The organism is Streptomyces sp. YIM 121038 (genome assembly GCF_006088715.1).
Classification (GTDB): domain Bacteria; phylum Actinomycetota; class Actinomycetes; order Streptomycetales; family Streptomycetaceae; genus Streptomyces.
This window is the reverse complement of sequence record NZ_CP030772.1, coordinates 840,741-860,306: the sequence shown is the minus strand read 5'-3', so window position 1 is coordinate 860,306 and position 19,566 is coordinate 840,741. Positions and strand designations below refer to the sequence as shown.

Annotated in this window: 13 protein-coding genes and 3 pseudogenes; 4 read left to right on the top strand and 12 right to left on the bottom strand. The window is 66.9% G+C overall.

What is annotated here, in order from left to right; genetic code table 11:
• Positions 1 to 829: 829 nt before the first annotated feature.
• The gene (locus tag C9F11_RS48380; protein ID WP_138968612.1) at positions 830 to 2,620 is read left to right on the top strand and encodes a CHAP domain-containing protein; all 1,791 of its coding nucleotides are present in this window, start codon (positions 830 to 832) and stop codon (positions 2,618 to 2,620) included.
• A 129-nt stretch (positions 2,621 to 2,749) separates the two neighbouring features.
• Here the strand turns inward: C9F11_RS48380 and C9F11_RS48010 are convergent, their stop codons facing one another.
• Positions 2,750 to 2,926 carry a hypothetical protein gene (locus tag C9F11_RS48010; RefSeq protein WP_171076249.1) on the bottom strand — a complete coding sequence of 59 codons (177 nt, stop codon included), beginning with the start codon at positions 2,924 to 2,926 and terminating at the stop codon, positions 2,750 to 2,752.
• Between the two features lie 295 nt (positions 2,927 to 3,221).
• On the opposite strand from C9F11_RS48010, the pseudogene C9F11_RS46685 reads away from it, so the two are divergent.
• A pseudogene (locus tag C9F11_RS46685) lies at positions 3,222 to 3,984 on the top strand (transposase family protein).
• Here the strand turns inward: C9F11_RS46685 and C9F11_RS46680 are convergent.
• The 10 genes and pseudogenes from C9F11_RS46680 to C9F11_RS49550 form a co-directional block, all read right to left on the bottom strand.
• Positions 3,976 to 4,299, bottom strand: a complete 324-nt coding sequence (locus C9F11_RS46680) for a hypothetical protein (protein ID WP_138968610.1) — start codon at positions 4,297 to 4,299, stop codon at positions 3,976 to 3,978. The pseudogene C9F11_RS46685 and the gene C9F11_RS46680 overlap by 9 nt on opposite strands.
• Positions 4,300 to 4,409: 110 nt before the next feature.
• Positions 4,410 to 4,883 (bottom strand): hypothetical protein, encoded by a 474-nt coding sequence (locus tag C9F11_RS46675; protein ID WP_138968608.1) that lies wholly within the window; start codon positions 4,881 to 4,883, stop codon positions 4,410 to 4,412.
• A gap of 88 nt (positions 4,884 to 4,971) precedes the next feature.
• Positions 4,972 to 6,534, bottom strand: a complete 1,563-nt coding sequence (locus tag C9F11_RS46670) for an ISL3 family transposase (protein ID WP_249402396.1) — start codon at positions 6,532 to 6,534, stop codon at positions 4,972 to 4,974.
• Between the two features lie 453 nt (positions 6,535 to 6,987).
• Positions 6,988 to 7,800, bottom strand: a pseudogene (locus C9F11_RS46665) (IS5 family transposase); the annotation flags it as partial.
• Between the two features lie 76 nt (positions 7,801 to 7,876).
• Complete coding sequence (locus tag C9F11_RS46660) at positions 7,877 to 8,287, bottom strand: hypothetical protein (protein ID WP_138968604.1); 411 nt, start codon at positions 8,285 to 8,287, stop codon at positions 7,877 to 7,879.
• A gap of 3 nt (positions 8,288 to 8,290) precedes the next feature.
• Positions 8,291 to 9,157, bottom strand: a complete 867-nt coding sequence (locus tag C9F11_RS46655; protein ID WP_249402395.1) for a DUF6192 family protein — start codon at positions 9,155 to 9,157, stop codon at positions 8,291 to 8,293.
• Between the two features lie 606 nt (positions 9,158 to 9,763).
• On the bottom strand, positions 9,764 to 10,672 hold the full coding sequence (locus C9F11_RS46650; RefSeq protein ID WP_171076248.1) for a UbiA family prenyltransferase: 909 nt from the start codon (positions 10,670 to 10,672) through the stop codon (positions 9,764 to 9,766).
• Positions 10,673 to 10,674: 2 nt separating this feature from the next.
• Positions 10,675 to 11,760, bottom strand: a complete 1,086-nt coding sequence (locus C9F11_RS46645; protein WP_138968600.1) for a polyprenyl synthetase family protein — start codon at positions 11,758 to 11,760, stop codon at positions 10,675 to 10,677.
• A gap of 295 nt (positions 11,761 to 12,055) precedes the next feature.
• Positions 12,056 to 13,540, bottom strand: coding sequence for an NF041680 family putative transposase (locus C9F11_RS46640; protein WP_249402094.1), 1,485 nt, complete (start codon positions 13,538 to 13,540; stop codon positions 12,056 to 12,058).
• A 256-nt stretch (positions 13,541 to 13,796) separates the two neighbouring features.
• Entirely contained in the window at positions 13,797 to 14,852 is a 1,056-nt protein-coding gene (locus C9F11_RS49550) for an IS3 family transposase (protein ID WP_138968598.1), read from the bottom strand.
• A 302-nt stretch (positions 14,853 to 15,154) separates the two neighbouring features.
• On the opposite strand from C9F11_RS49550, the pseudogene C9F11_RS46625 reads away from it, so the two are divergent.
• Positions 15,155 to 16,611: pseudogene (locus C9F11_RS46625) on the top strand (NF041680 family putative transposase).
• A 419-nt stretch (positions 16,612 to 17,030) separates the two neighbouring features.
• Positions 17,031 to 17,243, top strand: a complete 213-nt coding sequence (locus C9F11_RS46620) for a hypothetical protein (RefSeq protein ID WP_138968596.1) — start codon at positions 17,031 to 17,033, stop codon at positions 17,241 to 17,243.
• A 77-nt stretch (positions 17,244 to 17,320) separates the two neighbouring features.
• Here C9F11_RS46620 and C9F11_RS46615 read toward each other — a convergent pair whose 3' ends face one another.
• The gene (locus tag C9F11_RS46615; protein WP_138968593.1) at positions 17,321 to 19,006 is read right to left on the bottom strand and encodes a hypothetical protein; all 1,686 of its coding nucleotides are present in this window, start codon (positions 19,004 to 19,006) and stop codon (positions 17,321 to 17,323) included.
• Positions 19,007 to 19,566: the final 560 nt, after the last annotated feature.

Here is a 19,566-nt window from a genome sequence, read left to right as displayed (position 1 = left end):
GATACGGCCGACAGAGCCATCTGCGGCGTTCGACCGACGAGCAGTGGTACCTCGCGCGATCGTTTTGCCAAAACCCCAGCTCAGCCAGTCCCTCCAAAGGAGCCACACCCTTCCTCGACGCCAGAGGCACCTCAGTGGAAATTTGATCGCCAAGACGCCCGTCCCGAACCTGCAAAAGCACTTCTGACTAGCCTTCGGGTACTCGCCAAGGAGCGAGCCCAGGCCTCTCCTTCCCCTGGCCGCACCACAAGCGATGCGCGCTTAGGTAGAACCCCGGACGCGCCAGGACACCGCCCAGGACTGTGGCCAGCAGGAGGGTGCCGTGAACCTCTGCGCAAGCACCAGGGCTGATTCAAGGTCGTGAGCAGCTCGCACCGGCCCTGGTCAATGATCAGCGCTCGCGGCTGACGGCTCACTTCGCTGATGACCCGTCAGCCAGAATGGAGAGCCACACAATGCTGTGACCACTAGCAGCATCCTGTCGAGCGCCTTGCCTGTCGTGGCTGGATCACAGCGGTATCCGTCTTTGAATCAGCCATGGTGCAAGCGCTCACTCCACTGCTCACAGACAAACCAGCACTAGCCCGCGCCTGGGAATAGTTCGCCCACGACGCCATTAGAGCCGCAAGCGGCGCATACGCCAGAGCAAGCCTGCGCCGCTTCGTCCCTCGCACACCAGCCAGGCACGCCGACAGCCCAGCTCACGAAACAGCCGCCCCACTCGGCGCCGCCACCCCAAACAACGGACCCCACTTGCCGAGGCGGGGACAGAAGCCATAGCACCAACTACATCCTCATCACACCAGCCAAGACATCCCAGGGAGAAGAAATGGAACAAGCACAGAACGTCGTCAACATTGCCACTCGCGAAGTCGGATATCATGAAGGATTCAGCGGTGGCCACTGGAACAACCAGCAAAAGTTCAGTCCTGCCGTACCCGGACTCGAGTGGTCCCAGGGACAGGCTTGGTGCCACACATTCGTCTCCTGGGTCTTCCAGCAAGCAGGCTTGAAGAACCTCGCTCCTATCACCGCATCCTGCTCAGCAGGTGTGCAATGGTTCAAGAACCATGGCCGCTGGTCGGACTACCCCGCTATCGGTGCAGTCGTCTACTTCGGGGCTGGCGGCGGTAATCACGTCGGAATCGTCGCCAGCTACGATGATCAGCACGTTTACACAATCGAAGGCAACACGAACGCAGGAGGATCCGCCGAAGGAGACGGGGTGTACCGCAAGACCCACCTCCGCCATGATTCGCACGTTTACGGGTATGGGTATCCGCAATATGCGGAAGGGATCCACTCAGCCGACCCTCATCTCAAGGACACCACTCCCCCAACCAAGCCCAACACCCAGACTGTCCCGCCATTAACTGCCCCGTATATCTCCTACCGGCAGGTGAGATGGGCCTCACAAGCACCGGTCGAGAATCAGCGGCGCGTGGCCCCCGGGCCGGACAATCCGCAGGACGACGTGCGGCATGTCCAGGAAGGCCTGAAGGCCGCCACGGGACTGGACAGCCGTGCCCAGATCGGCTTCTTCGACGTGGCGACCGTGGGTGCATACGCGGCCTGGCAACGCTCCCTGGGCTATGCCGGGGCCGATGCCGACGGTATCCCAGGCGTGGTTTCCCTGACACACCTAGGCGAGCGGACCGGCAAATTCCAAGTGAGGGACACCAACGGTACATTCTCGCCGCAGTTCACACACGCAGCAACCTCCGCTTCCAATCAGCGCACCACTCCCCCGGCATCGCACACCAACCAACTAGCCCAGGATCCCCACGACCCCGCGACCTCTACCTCCCGCCTGACTCCGCCGACCCAGCCCCCCACTACCCATCCGGGATCCAGGCCGTGGGTCTGGGCGGAAGTGGGCTCTGCCACCAATCGCTCCCCCAACCCCTGGCCGGGCAGCACGCGGATCGTCCAGCTAGCTCTGAAGAACGAGTTCCCCGACGTGGACTTCACAGCGGACCACGGGCTATGGGGCGACCAGACGAGGAAAGCCTATGCCCGCTGGCAACAGTCACTGGGATATTCCGGGACCGACGCCGATGGTATCCCCGGACCGGCCTCCTTGACCGCCCTCGGCAACAAGAACAACTTTGATATCCATCATGCAGAAGGTCACGCAGGAAACACTCAAGGCTCCATTAGCACCAGCCAAATCGACTTTTCAGGAATGGGAACATGGAACTCCGGGCATTCGGCATGTGAGGGATACATCAGAGAAGCTCTTCGGATCATGGGGCTACCGACAGAGCACTGGCTTCCCGGAATGCTGACCATCGCATCGCGCGAGACTGCATATAACTCACCGCACTGGCAGATCAACACCAATGACTCCAATGCCCGAAACACGCCCGAACTGTTCGGCGGCAAAGATGCACCTGACGGCCATAAAGCCATGTGCTCGCGGGGAATGATCCAGGCGATCCCTCAGACCTTCGCCCGTTATCACCAAGGCGGCACATCCATGAAGATCTACGACCCTGTCGCGTCAACGGCAGCGGGAATCAACTACATCATCGACCGCTACGGTGTACACCGCGACGCCTCCAATCTTACTGCCAAAGTCCAGCAAGCCGACCCGAACCGCCCCCCGAAGGGTTACTGAACGCTTCCCCAACCCTCCGCACTCCACGAGACCGCGGCCGTCATTCACGCCCCACAAGACCGAGAGTGCCTAACAGACGGCTCTTCCACGGTTTTCGACGCTGACACGAAAAGTTGAGTCCAGTTCTGGTCAGGCCGTCGTGGTGATCGGTGCGAAGCGGACGGTGAGCCTGAGACTGTTGGCCTCCTTGGTCATGCGGCGCATGGCGCGTTCAGGGTCGCGTTGGGTGAAGTGGCCGGCGCCGAGGTCATGGTAGGTCGTGCGGTCGTGGAGCGCGTGCCAGCTGGCGATGGCGAGCTTGTACATGACGGCGACCAGGGTGTGCCGGCGCCTCCCCTGGCGGCGAGGCGCCGGCAGAAGACGGCCCGGCAGGAGTCCTTGTTCCTGATCGCTGACATTGCGGCGCTGCCGAGCAGGCGTTTGAGGTTAGCGTTGCCCGGCTGGGTGCGGCCGGACTTGGTGAGCCGCCCCGAATTTCTCGGACAGTGAGCGTTTTCCAAGCTGGCGGTGCTGGCGGCGAGTTGGACAGTCCTGCGCAACGACGAAGCTCCTGGCAGACGGGTTCTCGGCCAAGATCACCCGTGTCCGCCAGGAGCTTCGGCTGCTTGTCTGCCCGTCGTCGATCGATCTGTCCACCCGCACCCTGCGGTTCCTGACCGGGCACCTGACCGCCAGGCGGCAGGAGACCGGCACGCGGTGGCGGCGGCTTCCCGCAGCACGACAGGCCCTGCTGGCCCTGGCCCACCTGCGGTGCGGTGGCACCTACGCCCCTCTCGCGACCGGTTTCGGCATCGGGATCACGACCGCCTTCCGCTACATACGCGAGGCCGTCGACGTCCTGGCCGCCCTCGCCCCGTCCCTGGCCGACGCGATGAAGACGATCCGGAAGAAGGCGTTCGTCATCCTCGACGGCACCCTGCTGCCCATCGACCGCACCGCCGCCGACACCCCGTACTACTCCGGGAAACACAAACGCCACGGCACGAACGTCCAGGTGCTCACCGATCCGTTCGGACGGCTGCTCCGGGCCTCACCGGCCCTGCCCGGCTCGACCCACGACCTGACCGCCGCACGACACCACGACACCACGGCATCATCGAAACCCTCGCCGAAACGGACCTCAAATGCTGGGCAGACAAGGCATACCAAGGCGCCGGCGGAACCATCCGAGTCCCGTTTCGCGGCCGCCGACTCAAGCAATGGAAGCGGCGCCACAACACCACCCACGCCAAGATCCGCTGCCTCGGCAAGCAGGCCATGGCCACCCTCAAAGGTGGCGCCTCCTGCGGAAACTCCGCCGCAGCACCAACCGCATCACCGACGTCGTGAAGGCCGCCCTCATCCTCCACCAGGCATCAGCGTGAGGTTGGAAAACGCTCACGACTTGAGCTAAGAATTCTGACAGGTACGAACTTTGCGTTGATGCCGTTCAGGATATCCGCTTGAACTTGAGGAGAAAGGTTATCAGTCGGCACGAGAAGCCCAAATGCGCCCACCTGCTGTCCACTTGAGTCAATGATGGGAAGTTTGGTAGGGATACATACACCGCCCGTGAAGACGAGGGCAGGCTGTCCATTCATGTAATGGACAGACAAGGTGCTCCTTTCCTCGGGCTGGACTTCTTCGTTGGGGACGAAAATCATCCCCGTAGCCTCGGAGGGGGAATCTTCAGTGGACATGCTCGGTCTCCTTTGGGTCAGTCCTCTTACGTGATCATGTGCTGCCTCGACTGGTTGGGGCTCGCAATGTGGCTATCCAAGTCGGCACACAAACATGCCCGGAAGGCCATTCAAAAGTCAGTGACCTTGGCGGGCTGGTGATCGCTGAACCCGGATCCACCGGTTGGTGTCCGGTCGGGGTGAAGGCCGAGAACGAGAAGATGCCTTGTGGCCTGCGATGATGGGGTTTCATTAGGGGTCGTGTCCAGAAAGTGGTGTAAAAGGCGACGAGCATAGGTTTCGTACTGAACCGCCAAGTTCGTACGGAAGAACCCATGCTCGTGCACGAGCGAGTATCGCCTACCGGGGCGTTCCGTGCCGGGATCGATGCCGTCTTCGCTGAGGGCCGGCCGCTGGCCGACTGCCTGGAGCAGGTGGCCCGGCCCGGCGCGAAGCTGATCATCCAGACGGCCCTGGCGGCTGAGGCGGGTGAGTTCCCCGGCCGCGCCCGGTACCAGCGCGCCGACACCGCTGCGGCCCAGGACGACGACGGCCGGGATGCGGCCGAGGACAGCCCCGTGGCGCCGGTGGTGCGGGCCGGGCACCGCCAACGCACCCCCGGGAGGCGGTCATCATGGCTTCAGGAGTGTTCTCTGGGCTCTGGCACAGATCTTGGGGAGCGGTCGCGGAGGGTCACTGGAGCAGGATCATCTTGCGGAGTAGTTCGAATCCTGCTCGGCCGTAGAGTTGCCTCTTGATCTTCTTGATGCGGTTCACTGCGCCTTCGGTGCCGCCGGAACTCCAGTGCAGGGTCAGTCCGGCGATCACGGCCTCAAGGTCGGAGGTCAGTCCGCGGGCGAAGCCGGTGATCCCGGGCAGCTGTGCGGCTCGGGCAGTGTTGATCCAGTCCGGCACGTCAGCGCCGGTGCGCTGGGTGAGCATCTGGGCGAAGTCCCGTACGAGTTCATGGGTTTGTTCCAGCTCCGGGCAGGCGTCGAGCACCGTCTTGAGCTGCCTGTTCTCGTCCTCGGTGACGGTGTCGGGGTGCCGGGTGATCCAGCCGACGACGGTGCGGACCGAGGGCGCCGCGGCGGCCGGGGCGGGTGCGTCGGGCCACTGCAGGCGGATGCGGGCCCAGTCTCGCAGGCTGATGTATGGCACCGGATGGCCGCGGCTGGCGAGCTCCTTGCTCAACTCGATAATGGTGATCTCGCCTTCGGTTTCGTCGATGCGCCGCTGTAGGTAGGGCTGGTGCATGTCGAGGCGGCTGGTGCGGGAACTGCGTCCGGTGACCATGTCCTGCCAGCGGGCGGCGCGCGCATACCGCTGGACAGTGTGCCGTCCCCAGCCCAGGTGGCGGGCGATGGCACGGAGCCCCATCCCCTCGCTCAACAGGCCGTGGACCAAGGCGTGGTGGGCGCGCATCCGCTCGGCCCGCCGACCGGCAGGCAAAGCGGGTGAGCGCGGCTCGACGGCAAAGGCCCCGTCGGCGTTCTCGTCGGCCACCGTCTGGTCCGGCTGCGGTGCGATGGAACGCAGGCAGTCGCGGTGCGCAGCGACGCACTTCTCGACGGCCTGGCCGAGGTTCTGCAGCAAGTGATACCTGTCTGCGACTTGGAGCGCGTGCGGGGCTCCTAGCGCGGCGCCCTCCGCGTAGGCGCCGGCGCGGTCACGGCAGATCACCTCAACTCCCGGATGGGACGCCAGCCACGCTGCCAAGGGTGCCGCTTCGCGTCCTGGCAGGACATCGATGGGCCGGTGGCGTTCGCCGTCCGTGATCACGGTGGCGTACGAGTGGCCACGCCGGGTGGCGAAATCGTCCACCCCGAGCACCCGCGGCGTAGTGAACTGCGGGTCCGGTATCGCCATGACCCGGCGCAGCAGTGTCATCCGCCCAGCGCCAAGGGCCAGTTGGGCGGCTAGCCGGGCACCGGCCCGTCCGGCCAGCGCGAGTCCGACGCGCTCCAGGATGCGGTTCAACCGCGTGGTGAAGCGCGCGTGCGGGGCGGTCAGCTGCGCGAACGGCTCGGCGAAGGTGCGGCGCGAACAGCTGGCGTTGCCGCAGATGAAGCGCCGGACCCGCAGCAGGATCACGACGCTCTGCCCACCGAGCGGAAGATCCTTCAGCCTGCGTTGGTAGGAGTCGTGCACCCGGCCCGAGAAACGACCACAGTCTGGACACACCGCCCCCACCACCCGGCCTCTCGCCACGATGTCGACCTTGCCGAAGACAGCGGTCACCGCCTCGACTTCCACGTCGTCGACCCGTCGAACACCAGCATGCCCCAGAACGATGCATCGGCCTGCATGACCAGCACCGTCACCGGCCGCGGTCGACGACCGCAGAGGCCAGCAGCGACCTGATGGAGCGTCACTACCGTCTGTCCGGCGCGGAGGCGTACGCGGTCTCACCCGAGACCAATCCCTCGCATTCGAACTCTGCGGTGACCTAGGCGAGTGGCTGGCTAGCAGTCTTGGCTGTGCCCCAGAGCCGCGTTGTGCCGTCGTCGCGGCCGTGGCGGGCGGAGGCCAGCAGCAGTCTGAGAAGCTGTGTCACATCTCTTTGTGCAGGTCATGGGCGTGATCTGGAACGGTGATCCTGGTTGCCGTTCGGTTTGGCGTCGATGGACGGGCAGCCGAACGGCAGGAAGGTCAGGCGGCTGCCGTGAGCTGGTCCTGTGCCAGGGCCGCCGCTCCGCGGCGGCGCTGGCGGGCGAGCCGACGGGTCATGAGGGTGATGAAGGCCCACTGGATATGGGCTTCGGCGTGGGACATGAGGCGTTCGTAGTCCCTCGCGTTGCGCCTGGCGCGCATCGTCCACGAGTTCGACCGCTCCACTACCCACCTCTTGGGCAACAAGACGAAGCCTTTCGCGTCGTCGGGGCGGGGCACGACCTTGATCGTGATGCCGAGTGTGTTCTGCGCCCAGGCGGTGAACTCCTCGCCGCCGTAGGCGTTGTCGGCCCAGACCAGGACGATCTCGGGGTGAGCCGCGTGCAGGCGGGTGAGGAGGATGCGGGCGGCGGCCCGCTCCTGGACATCCGCGGGTGTGACGAGCAGATCGACGTAGAGGCCGTCCTGGTCAACGATGAGGTGGCGCTTCCTCCCGTTGATGTCCTTGCGTTTGTCATATCCGCGAGTGGCTCTGGAGACGGTCTCGGCGCCCTTGACGGACTGCGCGTCGATGATCACGCGGACCGGCCAGGGGCAGCGGTCGCTGTTCAGCCGGATGCGGCGCCGCAGTTGGTCGAGGATCTGCGTGAGCACGCCTGCCTTCGCCCAGCGGGCGAAGTATCCGAACACCGTGCGCCAGGGGATGCCGAAGTCGGCGGGCAGAGCGCGCCATTTCGCCCCATTGTCGACGATATAGCGGATGCAGTCGATCACCCGGCGCCGCGGCCACTTTTCGGGCGCGCCGCCCTTGGCGGTCTGGCAGGCAGGAGTCGGCAGCAGCCCTTCGAGCTGGGCCCATTCGAGGTCGGACAGGTCCGAGGGGTAGTGGTAGCGCGGCAGGGACGGCATGGCAGGAGCCGGGCCGCGACCGTGAGTGGGGAGGCCATCTGCTGGGCGGTCGCGGCCCGTTGCCTTCCTGCTTGTGCTATTCCAGGCGGGCCAGGAGGGTGAAGGTGGACTCGACCGCTCTCATCTGCGTGATCACGGTGCGGATGTAGGGGTCGTCGGGTTCCTTCTTCTCGTGGGAGAGCAGGATGCCCTCGATGAAGTTGGTCACCCGGTGGCCCAACAGGTCGAAGAACGCCCGCTCGTAACCGATCCAGACCTCCGGGGCGTCCTCCAGCATCCGGTATCCCCAGGTCTTGTCCCAGGTCACCGGCGGCAGACCGCGGGCAGCCGCGATCTTCCGCAAATGTGCGATCCCGGTGTAGGCCTGCGCGCGGGTGCGTTCGGTAGCGGCCATCAGCTGGGTGATCGTCAGCCCCGACGGGCGGGCCTCCTGGAGGGCCCTGAGGACGGCTTCGGCGTGGACGTGAGCGGGGCAGCCCCGCCCCATCGCCTACTCACCCGAGCCTTTCAGCAGCCGGGTGAGCTGCTCGTCCAGGTCGACCTCGCCGCGGGTGACGGCGTTCTCGATCCAGTCGGCCGCGGCGCGAACGCGCGAGAGGCCGCGTTCGATGGTGTCGCGTTCGGCGTCGTCGTAGTGCTCGCCCTTCAGGTTCGGCACGATCCGGCCGGCCGTGGCGACGAACTGGGCGCAGGCCGCGACCAGGTCCATGAACTGCGTGCCGTGCTCCATCCGCTGCAGCTGCGGGGCGGCTTCCTGCTGGACGTACTGGGCCTGCTGGCGGAACCGGTCGAACTGGGCCTCGTTCACGGCATGCCGGGCCGTGTCATCGGCCATCGCCTTCGTAGCGACCGCGGGCCTGCGCAGGAAGTCGGTGGTCACCACCGCGGCAACCGCGTCGTCCGAGGCCAGGTCATGGATTGCCTCGACCTTCTCCTGGACGTCCTGCGGGGAGTCGACCTTCCAGCCCACCACCCTCTTCGCGCTGTCGCGGGTCCAGCGCGGCGACCCGTAACGCGGGTTGGGCGGGGGGTTGCGGACCGCCTCGAAGCGCTCCTGCTCGTCCGGAATACTGGCCAGGATCTTGTGGATCGTGTGCGACACGCCTGCCAGCCGACGTTCCTTCGGCCAGCGCGAGGACACCCACCGGTAGCCGCGGACCGTCGAATACGACAGGCCGATGTCCTCCGCGAACAGGCGGATCGCCTCACTGACGTCGAACAGTGCCTTCGCGCCCCCATGCGGACGCATCGGCTCGATCTCCAGGGCCGCATCCCCGATCCGCCACTGGGCACTGCTCATCGTGGCGACCCAGTCCCGCCCCAGCTTGACCAGCTCGTCGTAGCGCTCCCGGGTCACACTCCCGACTTTCCCGGACACCATGACCACCCCACACAGGTCCGGGTGCGACACCCTTCCGATGCCGTCAACTCGCCCCGGAATACCGCTACGTGGCACCATCCGGCGGCCTCTGGCCGCCGGACAGAGCGCACGCGCACGGCGCGTGAAGCAGCACCCGCCCGGGCCGGGCGCGCGGCTCACACCCCAGCCTGCCCCGTGCGCCGCTCATGCCAGGCACGTTTGCGACAGCGGGGAGAGCAGTACGCTGCCGAGGCAGAACGGTCGACACCGACCATCCACGACTGCCCGCACTGCGGGCACTCCGCTCTCCGTCCGGCCTGCACCGCCTCGATCCTCGCCCGTATTTGCCGACCCTCACGCCAGCTCCGCGACCGGCACTTCGACGAGCAGAACACCGCCGAGGCCTTCGCCCCCGGCATCAACGGCTCCCCGCACCCCCGGCACAACCGCGGGCCCCCACCGACGTCCACGGGCGCCACCAGCCGCAGCCGAGGCACCCTCTTCCCGGCCATATCGGCACCGTACACACGACACCGTCCGTGGGGTACACCACGGACGGCCCACTGACCTGCATAAAGGAGATATAGCAAAGCTTCTGGCGCTTTATAGCAGTACGAGCCCGCACGTGAGTGTCACGCCGAAGGCGAGACCGTAGAGCTGGTAAGTGATCCGGTCCGCGCGCGCGTTCCGGATCACCAGGCTGCGCAAAGCTGCGTACCAGTTCATCCCCGTGACGGTGAGGGTGCAGGCGGCAATGAGGGCGGGACGGGCGTTGCTCGGTGCGAACAGCCAGTGATGCAGTGCCAGGGGCAGGGCAGTCATGACGGCGGCGAACCAGATCCGCACGGGCCAGTGACCGACGATGAGAGGGAGGGTGCGGCGGCCGATGCTGCGGTCGCCCTCCATGTCCCGAACGTCTTCGTAGATCATGGCGAGGTTGTAGCCCACCCCGGTGACCAGTACCCAGGCCCACGCTGTGGTGTCGAGCGGAGCCACCAGCTGCCAGGCGGCAGCGAGCTGGGTGATGATGCCGAGCTGCATCAGCATCGGTTTCACCGCGAAGTAGATGCGGGGAGCGGAGACGAAGTGCAGGACGACCGTTGCAGCCTGCCAGAGCAGCACCCACAGCAGGGTGGCGGTCACCAAGCCGAGGAGGGCGTAGAGGAGCATGGCGCACCAAAAGCGCCGCATGAGGGCCTGAGGGGTGAGCAGGCCGCTGGGAATCGGACGGTAGGGCTTGTTCAAGGCGTCCTCGGTCGCTCCGCGCACCTGGTTCGAAGCGTCGAACACGTAGAGGAAGAGAGCGAACCACAGTGTGCTGACTGCGACGTGCAGAGCGGTCGCCGGGCCGCCAACGTGATGGTGGACGCAGGCGACAGCGGTGAAGAGCACCGGTGACAGGAAGGCGGCCGGGGCGTTGGCCGCCATCATCCGGCCCGTCACCCTCGCTTCAAAGCCGATGCGGCCTACCAGGCCTGTCCCGGACAGCGGGCGCGCGGGGTTGCCCGGCACCCTCATGAGGCCCTCGCAGTGGCGTCCTGGCCCAGCTGCCTCAGCAGGACCGCTACAGCAGCCGGGAGCGAGGCCTCAGCAAGGGCGAGTTCGGCCGCCTCCAGGCGCTGACGGATCATCCGTTCGACTTCGTCGCGGGCACCGCTTGAGATCAGGATGCCGCGGATACGGGCAGCATCGGCTTCCTTCAGGTGCGGGTCGCCGACCATGCGGGACAGCAGGCTCCGCTGTGCCGGGCCTGCGCTGCGCAGGGCGAGCGCCATCAGGGCCGTCGCCTTGCCCTCCCGCAGATCGTCCAGGTGTGGCTTGCCCGTCCTCAACGGGTCGCCGAAGATCCCCAGCAGATCGTCACGGAGCTGGAAGGCTTCACCGACCGGCAGCGCGAACTTGCTGAGGACAGCAAGAAGCGCGGTGTCCGCTCCGGCGAGAGCGGCACCGATGTGCAGAGGCCGCTCAACGGTGTACCTGGCGGCCTTGTACCGCGCGATCCTCAACACTTGATCAAGGTCGGCGGTCGGCCGGCCCGTAGCCGTCAGGTCGAGGTACTGGCCATACATGACCTCGGCACGCATCGCAGCAATCAACGGCATGATCCTGCCGGCCTGACCGGGGGTGAGACCTGCGGTGTGCAGGAGTTCGTCTGACCAAGCCAGGGCTAGATCGCCGACGAGAATCGCGGCGCCCTCACCGAGGATTTCGGCAGCCGCACCGCCGCGACCGTCCATGTGGTGGTGAGCGAGAGCACGGTGGAGTGTGGGCTGGCCACGGCGCACGTCACTATGGTCCATGACGTCGTCGTGGATGAGGCAGAAGGCATGGAACATCTCCAGCGAGGCCGCCACGCGGACCACCGGGAGAAGGTCCCCGCCTCCGTCGGCGGCGTGCCAGCCGGCCACGCACAGCACCGGGCGCAGCCGCTTGCCGCCAGCGAACAGGAAGTCGTGCAGGACCTCGGTGACTTCCGCCGGCATCCGATTGTTCGTTGCCGCCTTGGACTTAACGGACAGGAAATCGTCCAGGACCGCGTCGACTTGCGCGGGGACACCGTCAAGGTCGACCCGTTCAGTGGGCGAAGGCAAGAGTCCCATGGGTGAACCTTCCGCACTGGAATGACCGCACTACCGCTTCGGAGGATGCGCGTGAATTACCGCAGGGCCCGGCCGACGGAATCTTGGCGGCAGTTCCGGTCTACGGGATGGGGCCTGGCCACGGCGACATGGGGGCGGGGGCGCACGGATCGATCTGAAGCATCGGCGAAGCCCCGTACATGCCAATGATTCCGGGCAGCGCCCCTTGCGCCCCAGTGGCTTCGGATCCCGGGAGCCGCTGGATTGTTCCCTCGTCACAGATCAGTGGTTATGACACAGCTTCTGAGCTTGGGATTTATCCTGCGGCGGTGACTCTCCGTGGTTTCGTGCCGACCTTGTGGTGGGCGGGGCGCTGGTAACGCTCGCCGGTGGCGAGGACCTTGCCCACGTCATGTCGGGTGGCGGACCGCCGGTTCCTCGAGCCAACTGGACGCCCTGGGCCAGGATGTGAAGGTTTCGGCGCACCGGCTGGTGAAGCGGCTGTCGGACGCAGGTTTCTGAACCCCCGGCGGACTCGGGCGGGTGTGAGCCGTTCCGGCGGGGCGGGCTTCTCCCATGGATGGCGGAGGTCCTTCACCAGCGGGCGGGCGAGGCGGAGTTGAGTGTGGGCGGCGAGGACGAGCCAGGTCCACCGGTCCGCGGCCTCGGGGCTGCGCAGCCGTGGGGCGGTCCAGCCGAGTGTCTGCTTCCAGAACCTGAACATGTGCTCCACATCGAATCTGCGCAGGAAGACCTGCCAGCAACGGTCGGTGTCGGCCGCGGTGGCGCCGGTCTTGGACCACCACAGCCACACCGGCTTGGGCTCGCCGCCGGAGGGCAGGTGCTCGACCTGGAGCCGGATCACCGTGCCCTCGATCAGGGGCAGCTCGGCGGTGTGGTCGATCCATGCGCATCGCCGGGTGAGGCGGGGGTGGAGCCGGTCCCAGGCCCGTGCGGTTGCCTTCCCGTAGAGGCGGGTGTCGGTGATGGTGATGGCTTGCTCGGTGCCCCAGGTTGCCGGGTCGCCGAAGACGAACTCGCCGCCGTGCTTGGGCGGGCGGCCGCCCAAGGGGTTGGCCTGGTGGAACTCCTTGCGGGAGGGTGCCGGACGGCGCATCACGCGGTCCGAACGGAGCCGGCCCAGGATCTCGACGGGCAGGCCGGCCAGCAGGTGGGCCAGGCGCGGGGCGTCGTATCCGGCATCGACCACGACCAATACGTCCGGGTCGCCCTCGCGCCATTGTCCCGCCGTGATGAGGCGCTCGACAACCTCGCGGATCTGTGTGGTGGTGACTGCCGCGACGTCGGCGCCGGGTCCGAGGCGGACCGCGTCCAGGACCGCCGTCCACGAGGTCCTCCCGGTCTCCAGCGCGGCGATGACGGAGTAAGGCCAGCCAGGGATCATCTGGTGCTTGTTGTCTCCGTAGCCGTAGGTGTGGCAAAAGCACCGGTCAGGAGCGGTGTCCGCGTCTGGACGCAGCCAGGGCGTGACGTCGACGGCCAGGACCAGGCGGCCATCGGCCGCCTTCGGCAACGGTACCGAGACCAGGGCCCGCCGCAGCCGGTCCACATCAAGGCGCCCCTGGTTCAGCCCGGCGTACAACGCGCCATGCCCACGCTGGTGTTCCGGCGCGAGCGCCAGGCCGACCAGGGTCTTCACCGGCCCGTCGGCACACAGCATCGCGTCGGTGAGTTCGAACAAGGAGTCCGCCCGTGCGGTCAGGGACGCGTACAACTCCGCACGGAAGGCTGACAGCAGCCCGAACGGCTCCCGCGTGACATCGTGATGCAGCAGACTCACCTCTACGGCCTTCGCTTGATCCGGTGCCTCTGTGACGGAGCACAGAATCAGACGAAGGCCGCCCCGCTGAACGGCCCTTATCACTACGAGTGATCAAGTTCGAGGCGCAATTCGACCAGCGAGGATAAATCCCAAGCTGAGGTCGGTGTCACGGAACCGGCGGACCGTCTTGCGGTCCAGGTGCAGACGTCGGGAGATCGCTGAGAGCGAGTACTGAGGGGTCTCGCGCTTTCCGGGCAGGTGTCTGGTGATGACTTCACGCCGTGATGTGCAGCGTCTGGTATTCGGTGTGGACTTTGCAAGGTGGGCGGTTACCCACTGCCGAGTGGAGGTGTTTGTGTTTGTGCCAGGATTCGATGTACCGAGTGATGTCCTGCCGGGTGGCTTCGCGTGTCAGGTAAGTCATCCTGGATACACGCTCGTTCTTCAGCGCCGCGAAGAATGATTCCGTCATAGTGTTACTGAAACAGGTCCCGGTCCGTCCGGCGGAACGTGGAAGGCCGAGGTGTTTCAATGTCTCACCGTGCTCGGCTGGCCTGTAGTTCGATCCGCGGTCCGAGTGGAATATTGTGCCGTCTGTGAGTTTCCTGTTCCGGGCTGTGTTGCGGATGGCCCGGGATGTGAGGGGGGTGTGGTAGTGGTCGTCCATGGCGTAGCCGATGATTTCCTTCGTGCGGCGGTCGATGGCGGTCGCCAGGTACAGCCACCTCTCACTGGTGGACACGTAGGTGATGTCCCCGACCGGCTTTTGGCCGGGAGCGTCGGCGGTGAAGTTCCGGCCGGCGAGGTCAGGCGCGGGGCCGGGGGTGCCCTGGGTGAGGCCGAAGCGTTTCGGCTTCGGCTGGGAGGGCTCCAGGCCCGGTTCGCGCGTGAGGCGGCGGGCCGGCTCCAGGCCGGCGGTGACGTCCCGGCGGTGCGGTTGTGCGTGGATGCGCCGGTGGCTGTAGGTGCTGTCGGAGTCCTCGAACGCCTTCGTGATGAGCAGTTTCAGTTCCTCACGCCGTTCGGCTGTCGCGGATTCGGGACGGCCTCGCCAGTCGTAGTAGCCGGATTTGGAGACGCCGAGTCGCTTGCACCTGTACCCGACGCTGTACGCGTACTCCGTCGTGTCGAGCCGCGTCTCGTCGATGAACTCGTACGTGCTCGCTGCCGGGGATCCCCCGCGAAGTACGCTGCGGCTTTTTTCAGGAAGGTGTTTTCCATCTCGGCTTCGCGGATCCGGCGTTCCAGCTCTTTGAGGCGTGCTCGTTCGCTGAGCGTCAGTTCCGCGTCTGGCGCCGGCTCCTGGCGTGCCTTGTGTTTCTTCACCCAGCCCCGGAGGGTTTCGGGGTTCATCCCGGGCTCGCGGCCTGCTTCGGAGATCGTCTTACTCGAGCTCAGCGCGACCCGGACGGCTTCTTCACGGAACTCGGGTGTGTACTTGCTGAGTGACGCCACATCGTGCTTCCTCGTTCCCTGTTCAGGGAAACCCTATTGAGCTTGTGATTTATGGTGTGGCGTCGAACGCGACTCGAACTTGATCAGTGTTTTCGCAGTTCAGCGGACGCGAAGGCGGCCTTCGTCTGATCCTGTGCTCCGTCACAGAGGCAGAGGAACAGCACGAAGGCCGTGGTTGTGAGTCTGGAGCATCAGGATGTCCTGCGGGATGCGTTCGCGGAAGTGTCACGCTTCAGGACGGAGTTGTACGCATCTCTGACCGCGCGGGGCGACGCCATGTTCGAGTTGTGTGATGCGTTGTTGTGCACGGACGGGCCAGTGCGGACGCTGGTCGATCTCGCACTCGCACCGGAACACCGCCGCGGGCACGGCGCCCTTTACGGTGGCCTGAACCAGGGGCGGATCGATGTCGCCCGATTGCGTCGCGCGCTGGCCGGGATGCCGCTGCCGAAGGCGGCGGACGGCCGGATCGTCCTGGCCGCGGACGTCTCGCCGTGGCTGCGGCCGGGCGCCGGTACCTGCGCTGACCGGGCCTTCGGCCACACCTTCGGCCGCGGGGAAGGCAAGCACCAGATGGTCCCGGGCTGGCCCTACTCGTTCGTCGCCGCGCTGGAGACCGGCCGCACGTCCTGGACGGCAGTGCTTGACGCGGTCCGTCTGGAGCCCGGCGCTGACGTCGCTGCAGTGGCCACGGTCCAACTCCGCGAGGTCGTCGAACGGCTCGTGGCCGCCGGCCAGTGGAAGCCGGGTGACCCGAAGGTCCTGGTCGTCCTGGACGCCGGCTACGACGCACCCCGCATCGCCCATCTGCTGGGCGGCCTGCCCGTCGAGATCCTCGGCCGTCTCCGCTCCGACCGCGTCATGCGGCGCCCGACACCACCACGAGTGTGTCGGCCAGGCCGTCCGCCCAAGCACGGGGGCGAGTTCGTCTTCGGCGACCCCGCTACCTGGGACACCGAGCAGGTGGTGACCGTCACCGACACCCGGCTCTACGGGAAGGCGACCGCGCAGGCGTGGGACCGACTGCATCCGAGGCTGACGCGTCGGGCGGCCTGGCTCGACCACGAGGGCCGCTGCCACTCATCGAGGGCACTGTCATCCGCCTGGTCGTGGAGAAGCTGCCCAGCGGCGGGGTCAACAAGCCGGTCTGGCTGTGGTGGTCGGGCACCGACGCCACCGCGGACGACGTGGACCGCTGCTGGCAGTCCTTCCTGCGGAGATTCGACATCGAGCACACGTTTCGCCTGTTCAAGCAGACCCTCGGATGGACCAAGCCCCGGCTTCGCAGCTCGGAGGCGGCCGACCGGTGGACCTGGCTGGTGATCTCCGCATATGCCCAGCTTCGGCTCGCCCGTCCCCTGGCCACCGACCTCCGGCGTCCCTGGGAGAAACCGTCTCCGCCGAACAGACTCACACCCGCCCGCGTCCGCAGGGGTTTCAGAAACCTGCGCACGAAGACCGGCTCTCCGGCCGGTGTACCGAAACCGACACGGCCCGGCCCCGGCCGTCCGCCCGGCTCGAAGAACCACCGCCCGGCCACCCGCCATGACGTGGGCAGAGTCCTCGCGACCGGCGAGGCCTACGCACGACCCGCCCACCACCAGAAGGGCACGAAACCCCGGCGAACTGGATAAATGACAAGCAGAGCGCCTGTTCATAATTGTCCTCCTTGGTTTCCGCTCGCGGTGCAGTTTGGGCGCGGACAGCGGCCGTGGCGGCTGCCCACCTGCCACGTGGAGTGTGTTGTCGCGCATGATCGGCTCAGGCGCCCGGAGAGGAGTGCGGGACTGGGGACAGGGCCCGTCCGTAGCGCTGCGGCATCGCTGCCCGGAGGCAGGGCAGCGATGCCGCGCACCTGAGAGACGGTCCTGCTCCGGCTATGTGATGCCCTTTCATCCGGGGTGATACCAGGATGGCTACGGGCCGTCAGGCGTGTTGCGGGGGAGGTGGGGACGGTCCTGTGTCTTGTGCGGCTGTGGACGGGAGGCTTTCGCGGGCACGGTGTGGGGGTGTGCCTGGCCGGGCTGGTGGCGTCGCTGGCACGATGAGGGGTATGACGAGTGGGGAGCAGGGGCTGGAGGCGGCGGTCGAGGCGCTGCGCGCCGCGCAGGATGCCGTGGTGGTGGCGCGCCGGAATATGACGGCGGCGATTGTGGCCGCGTACCGGGGCGGGGAGCCGGTGGCCCGGATCGCCCAGCGCACCGGCAGCGATGTCACCGAAATCCGCAATGTGCTGTCCGCCGCGCAGGTGACACGCCGCCGGTAGTCCCGCCCAGGGACGTTGCTCAGGGCGCGCGGAAGAGTATGCGTGCTCTGTGCGCTGTGCCGCTGTGGTGGGTGCGTTCACAGGCCGTGCTGGTCGAGGAGGAGCATCAGGTTCCGCCGCCGTTTGAGGCCGGTGCGCAGAGTGGTGAGGTAGGTGGTGAAGTCGTCCTCGCTGCCCAGATGGCGGTGGCAGTCACCGATGGCCAGAAGCAAACTGGTCAGTTCCTCATAGGCACGGTTGCCGGTCTGCTGTCTGAGGGGTTCTGCCAGACGTAGGTAGACCTCGAGGGCATGGGCGGGCCGGGTGGCGCGGCTCTGATCGGCGAGGCTGTGCCACTGACGGTCGTGGGCCCCCAGCTCCCGGGCGGCCTGCCAGGCGGCATCGGTGTCCTCATCGTCGAGCAGAGCGTCGATGAGGACCGGCTCGCCATACCAGCCGTGCTCGTGCTGTTCTGCATCAGCGCGCAGCCGCGCGAGGGCCGCGGAGCGCTCTGCCGGCCAGCACCCGGCGCTCTGGGCCGCATCCCGCAGCCGCCGGTAGGTTTCCAGGTTGCGGCGGGCGACGAAGTCCTCCCGCCGCAGCGCCACGACGTCGGGGAGACGGCCGGTCTGGGTGTAGCGGGCGCAGAGGTAGTCGATCAGCGCACTGTCGACGGCGGCGGCGTGAGGCGGGTGGGTTAGTGTCGCGGTGAGGCCGTCCTGGGCCCATCGCAGGGCTTGGCCGGGGCGGTCTGCCGCGTCCAGGTGGCGGGCGATGGCCAGGTGGGTGCTGCCGTCGGGCGCGAGGTCGGCCGCGTGCACGGCGATGACCATATCCACGTCACCGACCGCCGCGGCGAGCTGGTGCAGCACGTGTTTCTCCGCCCAGCCCGCGGGTTTGTCCCGCCAGGCCGCGACGGCCAGGTCCCGCAGCGTGGCGAGTCCCCGGTCGCCCAGGACGTCCGCGTAGTCGAGCGGGTCGATGCCGGTCAGATGGTCCGGGTCGCCCAGGGCGTGCTCGAGCAGCCAGCGTGCCATCCGGGCGGGGTCGGGGCGCGCGGCGCGGCAGGCCTGCAGGTGGGCTGCAGCCAGGGCGGCACCGATCCGGGCCAGGTGCCCGTCAGAGTCATCGATGCCGTCCTGGACTCCGCTCAGCAGGCACATCGCCTCCCCGGCCAGACCGATCGCGTCCGCCGCGCGTCCGCCCGAGACCAGCGTGGTGATCACAGCCGCCGCCTGCAGGGCCTGCTCGGCGTAACCCTGGGCGTCCTCATACTCCACGTAGCCGTAGCGGGCGAAAGGGGCGGGGTCGAGGAGTTCTGCGATGCGGACCCGGGCCTCCGGCAGGTCCCCTCCGGCAGCGCTGGCGCGGACCTCCAGGCGGCGGCGCAGCTGCTGGTCGAAGGCGACCTGCTCGTGCACCAGCGCGAGCAGCTCGTCACGGGAGAGTACGGCCAGCCACTCCTCCAGCTGGTGGGCCCGCTCCTGGGCCCGGGCCCGCAATTGCGGCAGGTCCGGGCGGGCGAGCACGGTCAAGCCGAGCGCGACCAGATGCTTGCAGAAATTGCCCTCCCGCCCATAGGGACAGTCACACTCCCCATCCAGGCTGGCGCCGAACGACAGCTCGACCGCATACGCGTCACCCCCGTGCACCGTGGCCGTGACCCACCCGTCACCGACCTCCACCGCCGTCACCGCATCAACGTATCCGAGCCCCCGTGCAAAGGAACGCTCCCCCGAAAGTGCCCGCAGATCATTCTCGGTGAAACCCGCTGACTGCGCCATACTCCCCATTCAAACAGGCGATACCCCGCGCCCGCAGGCCCACCCTGGGGAAAGACGCGCAGCCCAGTGCGGGGGACCAAAGCCAGCCCCGGCGCCTGACCGGGCCTGCGGCCAGGGCGTGGAATAGCGGGATGATCCGCGTAATACGTCCGGCTGCTACTGTGTGCCGCGTCAGAGGCCGCCGGATAGGGTGGCGCAGGCCAGCATGTTGACCGTACGGCGAAGCGAGCGCGGGCAGAGAGCCTGGAGCGGATGGCTTCCGCGAGGCGCCCGCGGCTCCCCACGCGCGCGGCTGAGGGGCAGCCATCTCGTGCGGCTCATCCAAGGTTTCCGTGAAATCGAAGTGTGTCACCATGCGCTCGTGCCGCTCCGTCAGACCTCCGTGGACACTAGGGCCGTGTGAGGACCTGCTGAAGACGGTGTTGCCGCGCCTGAGTGGTGTACTGGTGGAGCAAGTGAGCGTAGAGAGCGGGTGTTACGCATCGCGGCGCGCACTCGCGGCGAGGCGGCGCTGCCGTGTCCAGACTGCGGGGCCCGATCGAGACGGCGACACAGCGGAT

Coding starts and splice junctions, on each gene's coding strand:
- C9F11_RS48380 (WP_138968612.1), top strand. CDS start 830: ATGGAACAAGCACAGAACGTCGTCAACATTGCCACTCGCGAAGTCGGA.
- C9F11_RS48010 (WP_171076249.1), bottom strand. CDS start 2,926: ATGTACAAGCTCGCCATCGCCAGCTGGCACGCGCTCCACGACCGCACG.
- C9F11_RS46680 (WP_138968610.1), bottom strand. CDS start 4,299: ATGTCCACTGAAGATTCCCCCTCCGAGGCTACGGGGATGATTTTCGTC.
- C9F11_RS46660 (WP_138968604.1), bottom strand. CDS start 8,287: ATGGGGCGGGGCTGCCCCGCTCACGTCCACGCCGAAGCCGTCCTCAGG.
- C9F11_RS46645 (WP_138968600.1), bottom strand. CDS start 11,760: ATGGGACTCTTGCCTTCGCCCACTGAACGGGTCGACCTTGACGGTGTC.
- C9F11_RS46620 (WP_138968596.1), top strand. CDS start 17,031: ATGACGAGTGGGGAGCAGGGGCTGGAGGCGGCGGTCGAGGCGCTGCGC.
- C9F11_RS46615 (WP_138968593.1), bottom strand. CDS start 19,006: ATGGCGCAGTCAGCGGGTTTCACCGAGAATGATCTGCGGGCACTTTCG.